Here is a 10487-nt window from a genome sequence, read left to right on the forward strand (position 1 = left end):
CCGCCGACAGTTACGACGGCTTCGCCGGGATACTGTCGCCCGGTGTTGCTAGTCAAAGGCACCACGACCACACGAGAAAGGTGTCGATTGGCCGCGTCGTTGCTCACGATCACAGCCGGGCGCGTCTTGCGGATTTCGCTGCCAACGGCCGGATCAAACTCGACCCACCACACTTCACCGCGCCGCATCGGCCACGTCTCCGGCTAGCGCGTTGCACCACTCCATAGCTTCGGCCTCGCGCGCCTTGTCAGCAGCCATCGCCTGGTAGCCACGATCAAGTGATGTGTCCAGCACATGCGGACGCAGCAAGTCCTCGATGAACTGGCTCATCTTGCGCCGCCCAACCATCCGGTACAGGCCTTCGTAAACCGCCTCATCGAGCGTGATCGTCATCTTCCGATGCATACCTACACCTCTAAGAGCAAACACTAAACACGTATTACATTATACGTGTTTTATGCTTCTGGTGCTGACCCGGTGCGCGGCAAGCCTCGGCCTTCAGGCCGGGGAAGGATAGCGCGGACGCCGTAGGCGTCCCATAGACCAAGCGTATCATTTCGCCCATGCAACGTCTGCAAGCCTTCAGATACGAACTGATGCCGAGCGGCGGGAGCACACCGCGGCCGACGACACCGCCATCGCCAGCGGGGGGGTGCGCATCAACCGCCTGGGCAATGTCTACGAGGGCGAGCGGCTGCAGCTCAAGCTCGACACGTTCGAGGGGCGGTTCGACGCCGTGCGCTTTGAATTTCTGCGCACGGGGGGGCAGGGCGAGGCCAGCCGGGTGGAGTTTTTGGATGACAAGCGCTCGGTGGCGCACGATGTGCGCTACAGCACCTGCGAGCGGCCCCCGGGCGCGTCCTGGATGCCGGCGTGGGCGGTGACGGCGCAGACCGTGCGCTTCGACCTGGACACGGACACCGGCGAGGCCAGCGGCGCGCGGCTGGAATTCCAGGGCGTGCCATTGCTGGCGACGCCGTGGATCAGCTTTCCGCTGTCCGACGCGCGCAAGAGTGGCGTGCTGCCGCCCACCTTCAACCTGGACAACCAAAGCGGCTTCGAGACGACCGTCCCCTACTACCTGAACCTGGCGCCCAACCGCGACGCCACGCTCTATCCCACGCTGATGACGCGGCGCGGGCTCGACCTGGGAGGGGAATATCGCTACCTGGAGCGCCCCTACAGCGGCCAGGTGCGCGCGGCCTGGATGGGCCACGACCGCCTGCGCGAGCGCGACCGCTGGGCGTACGCGCTGCAGCACCAGCACGCGCTGCCCGGGCTGGACTGGCTGCCCGGCGCCGGCTTGCGGCTCAACCTCAACCGCGTCAGCGACGACGACTATTGGCGCGACTTTCCGCGCACCAGCACCATCACCAACCTGGCCCAGCGGCTGCTCGCCAACGAAGCGGTGCTCAGCGGCGGCCAGGGTGTATGGCACTACAGCCTGGCGCTGCAGCGCTGGCAAACCCTGGGCGCCTCGCGCACCCTGGTGCCGCTGCAGTCCGACCTCATCGTCGCGCCGTACGACCGGCTGCCCTCGCTGGCGCTGCGCTACCGGCCCGATGGGCTGACGCTGGGCGGCGTGGGCGATTGGCGCTTCAGCGCGGACCTGGACGTGACGCGCTTTGCCACCCGGCGCCTCCCGCAGGTGTGGGATGGCAGCTCCCCCGGCGATCAGCGCACCGACCTGGACGGCACGCGCGCGCTGGGCGTGCTGCGGCTGAGCCGCCGTTGGGAAACGCCGGGGTGGTACGTCGAGCCCAGCCTGCAGTGGCACGCGCGCCAGTACCGCTTCGAGCAGCCGCTGGGTGATGGCCGGCGCAGCGCGGGGTTGGCGCTGCCCACGGCAGCCGTCGATGCCGGCCTGTTCTTCGAGCGACCGGCCACGCTGTTCGAGCGCGCCGTGGTGCAAACCCTGGAGCCGCGCGTGGTGCTGGCCGCCACCCCGTACCGCGACCAGCGGCTGCTGCCGGTGTACGACAGCGCGGCGTATGACTTCAACCCCGCCACCATCTTTGCGTCCAACCCCTACGGCGGCCACGACCGTATCGCCGACCTCAAGACCCTGACCTATGGCCTGACGACGCGCCTGTACGCTCCCAGCGACGGGGCCGAGCTGGCCAGTCTGGGGCTGGCCCAGCGGCTGCGCCTGCAAGACCAGCGCGTGACCCTGCCCAACGAGGGGGTGGCGGCGCAAGGTCGCAGCGACATTTTGCTGGGCGCCACGGTCAACTGGACACCCGAGTGGAGCTTGGGCGGCACGTGGCAGTACAACCCGGCGCGCCGCACCTCGGTGCGCACGCTGCTGTCGGCGCGCTACCGGCCGGGGCCTTACCGGGTATTCAGCCTGGCCTACCGCAACAACGAGACCACCACCGCGCGCAGCCGCCAGCTCGACCTGGGCTGGCAGTGGCCGCTGGCCGCGCTCACGGGCGACGGCGCGCCAGCGGCCGTGCCCGGCCGGGCGCTGGGGCCACAGCAGTGGTACGGCGTGGGGCGCCTCAACTACAGCTTCACCGATCGCCGCATCGTCGATTTGGTGGCCGGCTTCGAATACGATGCGGGTTGCTGGATAGGCCGCGTGGTGCTCGAGCGCCTGCAGCAAAGCAGCACCCGCGCCAACCAGCGCATCCTGTTTCAACTCGAGTTTTCCGGCTTTTCGCGCTTGGGCAGCAACCCGCTGCAAACCCTGCGCACCCAGGTGCCGCGTTACCAATACCTGCGCGAAGATATCGACCCGCCTAGCCGCTTCGAACGCTATGAATGACCCGACGCCGATCGCCCGTGCCGCGGCCTGCCTGCTGGGGGCCGTCTTGCTCATCGCCCCGGCGGGGGGGTGGGCCCAGCCCACGGCCGCGGCGGCCACCGCCACGGCCGACTACATCGTCGCGCTGGTCAATGGCGAACCGATCACCGCGTCCGAGGTGCGCGCACGCCTGGCGCGCCTGGAGCTGCCGGCCAACGCGCCGGCCGCCGAACGTGCCGCGCTGCCGCGCCAGGTGCTGGAGCGGCTCATCGACGAGAAGATGCTGTTGCAGTGGGCCGCCGAGAGCGGCATCCGCATCGACGATGCGGCCGTGGACGCCGCCGAGGCCGAGGTGGCACGGCGCAACGGCCTAAGCGTGGAGCAACTGCGCCAGCGCCTGCCCGAGGCTGGCCTGACGCTGGCGGCGTTTCGCGCCAATGTGCGCAACGAGCTCACGCTGCAGCGCCTGCGCGAGCGCGAGGAAGCGCGCGTGAAGGTGACCGAAGCCGAGATCGACGCCTATTTGCGCACCCACCAGGACAGCACCGACCCCGCGCGCACCGCCTTGGAGTTGGCGCAGGTGCTGATTCCGCTGCCGGACAACGCCAGTGCGGAACAGGTGGCACGTGCGCGCGCCATCGCCGAGGACGTGGCGCGCCGCGCACGCGCGGGCGAGGATTTTGCGGCTCTGGCGCAGCGCCTGTCGGCAGCGCCGGAGGCCGCCAGCGGCGGCCGCCTGGGCCTGCGCAGCGCCGACCGCTACCCTGCGCTGTTTTGGGACGCGGTGCGCGACGCGCGGCGCGGTGACATCGTCGGCCCGCTGCGCAGCGGTGCTGGCTTTCACGTGCTGCAAGTGCTCACCAAGCGCCACTTGGACCTGCCCGAGCCCACGGTGACGCAAACGCGGGTGCGGCACATCCTGCTGCGCGCCAGCGACGAGGCGGCCCAGCGCGCGGCGGCAGCCCGGCTGCAGGCGCTGCGCGCGCGCATCGTCGCCGGGCAAACGACCTTCGATGCCGCCGCGCGCGAGGTCAGCGAAGACGGTTCGGCGCGCGAGGGTGGCGCACTCGGCTGGGCAACGCCGGGCTTGTTCGTGCCGGAATTCGAGCAGGCCATGGACGCTCTGGCGCCAGGGCAGATTTCGGCGCCCGTGCCCACGCGCTTTGGCGTGCACCTGATCGAAGTGCAGGAGCGGCGCGAGGTGGAGCGCAGCCCGCGCGAACTGCGCGAGGCCGTGCGGGCGCTGCTGCGCCAGCAAAAAGCTGAAGACGCCTTTGCCGAGCAGGTGCGCGAACTGCGTGGCCGCGCCTACGTCGAATACCGCGAGCCGCCGCAGTGAGCCCGATGCGCCCCGACCCCAGCGGTGCGCACGGGCACCGCGCGCGCAAGCGCTTTGGCCAGCATTTTCTGAGCGACCCCGCCGTCATCGACGCCATCGTGCGCGCCATCGACCCGGAAGCGGGCGACTGCATGGTCGAGATCGGCCCCGGCCTGGCGGCGCTGACCCAGCCGCTGGTCGAGCGCCTGGGGCGCTTGACGGTCATCGAGCTCGACCGTGACCTGGCGGCGCGGCTGCGCCGCCACCCCCAACTCGAGGTGGTCGAGGCCGATGTGCTGACGGTGGATTTCGGCGCGCTGGCGGCGCGCTGCAGCGCCGCGAGCCCAGCGCCGCGGCGGCTACGCGTGGTCGGCAACCTGCCCTACAACATCTCCACGCCCATTCTGTTTCACCTGCTGCGCTGGGCCGACCGCGTGCAGGACCAGCACTTCATGCTGCAAAAGGAAGTGGTCGAGCGCATGGTGGCGGCGCCCGCCAGCGCGGCCTACGGGCGCCTGAGCGTCATGCTGCAGTGGCGCTATGCCATGGAGCACGTGCTGTCCGTACCGCCGCAGGCGTTCGATCCGCCGCCGCGCGTGGACAGCGCCGTGGTGCGCATGGAGCCCTGGGCGCAGCCGGCGCCCGTGGACGTGGCGCTGCTGGAGACGCTGGTGCAAGTCGCGTTCTCGCAGCGGCGCAAGCTGCTGCGCCACACCCTGGGCCGCTGGCTGGCATCACGCGCCTACGCTGGCACCTTCGACCTGCAGCGCCGCGCCGAGGAAGTCCCGGTGGCCGAGTACGTGGCACTGGCCCAGGCGCTGGGCGGCGCCGCCGCGGCGTGAGCGGCTGCGGCGGCGCCCCTCATCCAGCCGGGGCACCCGACGCCGCCGCGCGGGGGCCAGGGCCGGCTCAGGCGGCGCTGAGCCAGTAGCCCGCGTTGAACGGGCTGCTCATGCGCAGCGCCTGCGGGCTGACATCGACCAGCTTGTCGGTCAGCAGCGGCTCGTCGCTCGACGCCAGATCCGCCGGCTTGGGCGCGCGCGCCACCGAAAACGAATAAAAGCAGCGGAACGGCACTTTGCGCTCGGCCCAAAAATCCGCCACGTCACGAAACACGTCGAGCAGCTGCTCGCGCGCTTCCTTGTCGAACTTGGGGCTGGTCGGAATGTGCTCGAGCACGACGACAAAGCCCGTCTGCGGCCCGGACTTGTAGACCGCATCGGTCAGACAGTCGTACAGCGCGTCGAGGTTTTTCCCGTTGTGCGGCGGCAGCTGGTACTGCGCCGTGATCAGCTCCAGGATGTCTTGCTTGTTGAGCGCGGTGGCCAGGTTGGCGTAGAGGAAGTGGTGTCCCAGCGCCTGGGCCGCGGCCTGCAGATCCTTGACCGTGAAGGCGCGGATCGACTGGACGATGTTGGGTCGTACGTTGCGCAGCGGCTGTTCCATGGTCATTGGAGAAAAAGAAAAATCGAAGGAAAAACGGGACGTGGCAGGGGGACGGCCGCCTCACGGCACGATGCGGCGAAAGCTCGCGTAGTGATCGGCCGTGTAGTAGCAGACGTCGGGCACGGTGGGCTGCCAGCCCCCGCAAACGATGCGGCGCGTGCCCCGGTCGCGGCGGCCAGGCGTGGGCACCGTGTATTCACGGTAGTAGCCGCGCTTGTGGGCGGGCAGCAATCGCTCGCGGTTGAAGAACACCGTGCCGTCCTTGTCGTACGGAAAGGGCCCCCCTTGGCGGATTCGGTGCAGCACGGTGTGCGCTTCGCGTGGCAGCTCGTCCAGCGCAATCGGCGCTGGCTGCGCTGGCGGCGGCACGTCCTCTCGGGCCGCCGCGGGAACACCAACGCCAAGCAGGGCCAGCGCCGCCAGCCCCGCAGCCAGCATGCCGCGCCAACCGTTTCGCACCCGACTCTCACCCTGGGGTTTACCCTGAAATCAGGGGCGCAAGTGTGCCGCAAGCGGTCGCAGATTGCAAGATCTTGACAAGGCGTGGACCTTGTGCTGCGCGGGGTATCACGCGCTGCCGGCGGTGCTGGCGGCGGCGGACACGTCCACCGCACGCGGGCCGACGTTGGCCTCGGCCACGGTGAGCGCCGTCATGTTGACGATGCGCCGCACGGTGGCGCTGGCGGTCAGGATGTGCACCGGCTTGGCCACCCCCAGCAGCATCGGGCCGATGGCGATGTTGCCTCCGGCCGCCGTCTTGAGCAGGTTGTAGGCGATGTTGGCGGCATCGATGTTGGGGCAGACGAGCAAATTGGCTTGGCCGCTGAGGGTGCTGCGCGGCATGATCGCGCGCCGCATGTCGGCGTCCAAGGCCACGTCGCCGTGCATCTCGCCATCGACTTCGAGCCACGGCGCTTGCTCGCGCAGCAGCGCCAGCACCTGGCGCATCTTGACCGCGCTGGGCTGGTCGGAGGAGCCAAAGTTGGAGTGCGACAGCAGCGCCGCCTTGGGCGTGATGCCAAAGCGCATGATCTTGCGCGCCGCCATCTGGGTGATTTCGGCAAGCTGCTCGGCGCTGGGGTCGTAGTTGATGTGGGTGTCCACCAAAAACACCTGCCGACCTGGCAGCAAAATGGCGTTCATGGCCGCGTAGGCCTGCGCGCCGGGCCGCTTGCCGATCACCTGGTCGATGTAGTGCAGGTGCATGGCGGTCGTGCCCCAGGTGCCGCAGATGAGGCCATGCACGTCGCCATGGCGCAGCAGCATCGCGCCGATGAGGGTCAGCCGCCGGCGCATTTCGATCTTGGCCATCTGCTCGGTCACGCCGCGGCGCTCCATCAGGCGGTGGTATTCCTGCCAGAAGGTGCGGTAGCGCGCGTCGTACTCGACATTGACGACGTCGTAGTCCACCCCTTCGCGCAAGCGCAGGCCAAATTTTTCGATGCGCTGGGCGATGACCGCGGGGCGCCCAATCAGCGTGGGCCGCGCCAGGCCCTCGTCCACCACGACCTGCGCCGCGCGCAGCACGCGCTCCTCCTCGCCCTCGGCGTAGGCCACCTTTTGGTGTTGGGCCCGCTTGGCGATCGCGTAGACCGGCTTCATGATCGTGCCCGAGGCGAACACAAAGCTCTGCAGCCGCTCGCGGTAGGCGTCCATGTCGGTGATGGGGCGCGTGGCCACGCCGCTGCGCGCCGCCGCCTCGGCCACCGCCGGGGCGATCTTGATCATCAGCCGTGGGTCAAACGGCTTGGGGATCAGGTACTCCGGCCCGAAAGCCAGTTTTTCGCCCGCGTAGGCCTGCGCCACCACGTCGCTTTGCTCGGCCTGCGCGAGCTCGGCGATCGCGTGCACGGCGGCGATTTCCATTTCATCGGTGATGGTGGTCGCGCCCGAGTCCAGCGCACCACGAAAGATGTACGGGAAGCACAGGACGTTGTTGACCTGATTGGGATAGTCGGTGCGCCCGGTGGCCATGATGGCGTCGTCGCGCACCGCCTTGACCTGCTCGGGCAGGATTTCCGGCGTCGGGTTGGCCAGCGCAAAGATCAGCGGCTTGGCCGCCATGCGCGCCACCATCTCGGGCTTGAGCACGCCGCCGGCCGACAGCCCCAAAAACACGTCGGCACCCTCGATCACCTCGGCCAGCGTGCGCGCTGTGGTGGGTTGCGCAAACTGGGCCTTGTCGGGGTCCATCAGCTCGGTGCGGCCCTCGTAGACCACGCCGGCCAGGTCCGTCACCCAGATGTTGCGCCGCGGCAGCCCGAGCTTGACCAGCAGCTGCAGGCACGCCAGCGCCGCCGCCCCGGCGCCGGAGGTGACGAGCTTGACCTCGTCGATGCGCTTGCCCACGACCTTGAGCCCGTTGAGCAGCGCCGCCCCCACGACGATGGCGGTGCCGTGCTGGTCGTCGTGAAAGACCGGAATCTTCATGCGCTCGCGCAGGCGGCGCTCGATGTAGAAGCAATCCGGCGCCTTGATGTCCTCGAGGTTGACGCCGCCAAACGTGGGCTCCAGCGCGGCGATGATCTCGACCAGCCGATCCGGGTCTTGCTCGTTGACCTCGATGTCGAACACGTCGATGCCGGCGAATTTTTTGAACAGCACCGCCTTGCCTTCCATCACCGGCTTGGCCGCCAGCGGCCCGATGTCGCCCAGCCCCAGCACGGCGGTGCCGTTGGTGATGACCGCCACCAGGTTGCCACGTGCGGTGTAGCGAAAGGCCGCGGCCGGATCGGCCACGATGGCTTCGCACGGGGCGGCCACCCCCGGCGAATAGGCCAGCGCCAGGTCGCGCTGGTTGGACAGGGCTTTGGTGGCGGCAATCGCGAGTTTGCCGGGAGTGGGGCGCTCGTGGTAGTCGAGCGCAGCGCGTTTGAGCTGCTCGCGCGGGTCCGAGGTGGACAGGGACATGGTGCATTACTCCTGACGGCCGCAGCGCCACAAGCCGGCGGCTGCGACGGCAGCGGCGCCATGCGGGCGGCCTTAGCGCCCGATTGTAGAAAGCCCCCGTGGCCCCAACGCGGCGGTGGCGGCAGCCGTGACGCGATCAGGGGGAATCGGTGGCCGCGGCCACCACCACCCGATCGCGACCGGCGCGCTTGGCGGCGTAGAGCGCCTCGTCGGCCAGGTGCAGCAAACACGCGCCGTCAGCGGAGCTGGTGGGCGTCCGGCTGGCCACCCCCGCGCTGACCGTGACCACTGGCGCCGTGGGGGAGTCCTCGTGGGGCATCCCGAGCGCACGCACCGCGGCCACCGCGCGCTCGGCCACGAGCCGGGCGCCATCGGCGTCGGTGTCGGCCAGCAGCGCCACCAGCTCCTCGCCGCCATAGCGCGCCAGCAGGTCCGGCTCGCGGTAGAACTGCGCCTGCAGCGCCCGCGCAACCGCCTGCAAGCACGCGTCCCCCGCCTGGTGGCCGTAGCGATCGTTGTAGCGCTTGAAGTGGTCGACATCGAACATCACCAACGCCAACGGCCGCCCTTGGCGCGCGTGGCGCGCGATTTCTTCGCGCAAACGCTCATCGAAGTAGCCGCGATTGGCAATCCCAAGCAGCCCATCGATGCGCGAGAAGGCTTCCAGCCGCCGGTTGGCGGCCTCCAGCGCAGCGGTGCGCTCGCGCACACGCTGCTCCAGCGTGGCGTTGGCACGCTCCAGATCGCGATTGCGCTCGGCCAGCACGTGGTAGAGCTGGCCCACCATGCGCAACAGATTGGCCATGCCGCGGTCGGGGTGCTGCTCCTCGCGCGCATAAGCCTCGCTTGCGGGCACGCCGGCGCGCATCAGCGCCAGCTGGCGCGCCATCGACTGGTCCACCCCCATGATGTGCAGGCCCAGCCATGCGGTCAGAAAACCCATCAGTGTCTCGGCGGGATCGCGCAGCTGCCCGCGTGTGTCCCACATCGAACGGACCTGCTCGACGAACTCGCGGTGCAGCCGCTCGTGCAGGCGGCGGTGGCGTTCGTCCAGGCCCGCGTCGCGCATGAGCTGCTCTTCTTCCTCGAAGTGCTGGCGGGCGTAGGCCATCAGCTCGTCGAACACCGCCTGCTGCGCCTGGTCCGACATCCCCGAACCCGGCCCCTGGAACAGCGCCCGGTTGAGCGCGTTGAAAAGATCCACCAGGTGGTGGTGCGCGGCATCGACGTCGTCCAATCCCGTCAGCAGGGTCGCGTCCCAAACGAAGACGTCGCGTGGTGGTGGGCTGGGGGGCGCTGAGGGCATCACGGCTGCTGAGGCCTGCTGCGGGATGGGGTGTCAAGTATGACGCAAATCGGCGCCAACACCTCACACGCGCACGACACCGTCGGGCAACTCGTTGGGGTTGGGCCGGTCGGCCAGCGCCGGATAGTGGCGGCGCAGCCACCCGTCCACGGTAGCGACCGCCGCCGCCAGGCCCGCTTCCGGTGGGGCGGTGCGCAAGCTGGCGCGCAGGCGTTCCAACACGGCCGCCCACTCCTGGGCCGGCACGCGCTGCGCCAGGCCGCGGTCGGCCACGATTTCGATCGCGCGCTCGGCCAACAGCACATAAATCAGCACACCGGCGTTGTCCTCGGTGTCCCAGACGCGCAGGCGGCCAAACCAGGCCAGCGCGCGCTCGCGCACACGCGCGGCCATCGCCTCGTCATCGGGCGGGGGCCACAGCCACCCCAGCGGCAGGCTGGCCTCGACGCACAGGCGAATTTCGCCCCGGTGGTGCGTCTCACTGGCTTCGATGCGGCGGCGCAAGCGCTCGGCGGCGGCATCGTCGAGCCAGCGCCGGCTCGCGCGCTCGTCCCACCACAGATGGCGCCAGAGGCGGCCGATGCGTGCCATCACACCCATGCTCACCAACGCCCGGAGGCGCCCCCGCCACCAAAGTTGCCTGCAATCAGTTTGCGCATCGCATCCTTCCCGTCATGGGGCCGACCGTGTCCAGTCGAGCACGATCTTGCCAATGTGCTGGTTGCTCTCCATCAGCGCATGCGCCTGCGCCGCCTGCGCCG

Annotated in this window: 9 protein-coding genes and 1 pseudogene; 3 read left to right on the forward strand and 7 right to left on the reverse strand. The window is 69.4% G+C overall.

What is annotated here, in order from left to right:
- The coding region (locus Tther_RS11955; protein ID WP_143904174.1) for a type II toxin-antitoxin system PemK/MazF family toxin at nucleotides 1-188 on the reverse strand (188 nt) is incomplete at its 3' end.
- Nucleotides 175-393, reverse strand: coding sequence for an addiction module antitoxin (locus Tther_RS11960; RefSeq protein ID WP_246099034.1), 219 nt, complete (start codon nucleotides 391-393; stop codon nucleotides 175-177). The genes Tther_RS11960 and Tther_RS11955, both read right to left, overlap by 14 nt.
- Nucleotides 394-652: 259 nt before the next feature.
- Between Tther_RS11960 and Tther_RS11965 the strand changes: the two genes are divergently transcribed.
- From Tther_RS11965 to rsmA, 3 genes are read left to right on the forward strand one after another with little or no spacing between them, the layout of a single operon-like run.
- Entirely contained in the window at nucleotides 653-2767 is a 2115-nt protein-coding gene (locus Tther_RS11965; RefSeq protein ID WP_143904177.1) for an LPS-assembly protein LptD, read from the forward strand.
- Nucleotides 2760-4085: a peptidylprolyl isomerase gene (locus tag Tther_RS11970; RefSeq protein ID WP_143904179.1), complete on the forward strand. Its 1326-nt coding sequence runs from the start codon at nucleotides 2760-2762 to the stop codon at nucleotides 4083-4085. Before Tther_RS11965 ends, Tther_RS11970 begins: the two co-directional genes overlap by 8 nt.
- A 5-nt stretch (nucleotides 4086-4090) precedes the next feature.
- Nucleotides 4091-4906: a 16S rRNA (adenine(1518)-N(6)/adenine(1519)-N(6))-dimethyltransferase RsmA gene (gene rsmA / locus Tther_RS11975; protein WP_143904181.1), complete on the forward strand. Its 816-nt coding sequence runs from the start codon at nucleotides 4091-4093 to the stop codon at nucleotides 4904-4906.
- Nucleotides 4907-5114: 208 nt separating this feature from the next.
- On the opposite strand, the pseudogene Tther_RS11980 reads toward rsmA, so the two are convergent.
- The 5 genes and pseudogenes from Tther_RS11980 to Tther_RS12000 all read right to left on the reverse strand — a co-directional run.
- Nucleotides 5115-5516: pseudogene (locus tag Tther_RS11980) on the reverse strand (barstar family protein); the annotation flags it as partial.
- 54 nt (nucleotides 5517-5570) lie between these two features.
- Entirely contained in the window at nucleotides 5571-5948 is a 378-nt protein-coding gene (locus Tther_RS11985) for a guanyl-specific ribonuclease (protein ID WP_143904183.1), read from the reverse strand.
- Nucleotides 5949-6077: 129 nt separating this feature from the next.
- A complete protein-coding gene (locus tag Tther_RS11990) occupies nucleotides 6078-8420 on the reverse strand; it encodes an NADP-dependent malic enzyme (protein WP_143904185.1) in 2343 nt (780 codons plus the stop codon).
- Between the two features lie 136 nt (nucleotides 8421-8556).
- On the reverse strand, nucleotides 8557-9726 hold the full coding sequence (locus Tther_RS11995; RefSeq protein WP_143904187.1) for a GGDEF domain-containing protein: 1170 nt from the start codon (nucleotides 9724-9726) through the stop codon (nucleotides 8557-8559).
- 63 nt (nucleotides 9727-9789) lie between these two features.
- A complete protein-coding gene (locus Tther_RS12000; RefSeq protein WP_246099035.1) occupies nucleotides 9790-10317 on the reverse strand; it encodes a TPM domain-containing protein in 528 nt (175 codons plus the stop codon).
- Nucleotides 10318-10487 lie beyond the last annotated feature (170 nt).

The organism is Tepidimonas thermarum (genome assembly GCF_007556705.1).
GTDB lineage: Bacteria > Pseudomonadota > Gammaproteobacteria > Burkholderiales > Burkholderiaceae_C > Tepidimonas > Tepidimonas thermarum.

Bases quoted from the DNA above. Each gene is read 5' to 3' on its own strand.
- rsmA (WP_143904181.1), top strand. From the start codon at position 4,091: ATGCGCCCCGACCCCAGCGGTGCGCACGGGCACCGCGCGCGCAAGCGC.
- Tther_RS11960 (WP_246099034.1), bottom strand. From the start codon at position 393: ATGACGATCACGCTCGATGAGGCGGTTTACGAAGGCCTGTACCGGATG.
- Tther_RS11970 (WP_143904179.1), top strand. From the start codon at position 2,760: ATGAATGACCCGACGCCGATCGCCCGTGCCGCGGCCTGCCTGCTGGGG.
- Tther_RS11995 (WP_143904187.1), bottom strand. From the start codon at position 9,726: ATGCCCTCAGCGCCCCCCAGCCCACCACCACGCGACGTCTTCGTTTGG.
- Tther_RS11985 (WP_143904183.1), bottom strand. From the start codon at position 5,948: ATGCTGGCTGCGGGGCTGGCGGCGCTGGCCCTGCTTGGCGTTGGTGTT.
- Tther_RS12000 (WP_246099035.1), bottom strand. From the start codon at position 10,317: ATGGCACGCATCGGCCGCCTCTGGCGCCATCTGTGGTGGGACGAGCGC.
- Tther_RS11990 (WP_143904185.1), bottom strand. From the start codon at position 8,420: ATGTCCCTGTCCACCTCGGACCCGCGCGAGCAGCTCAAACGCGCTGCG.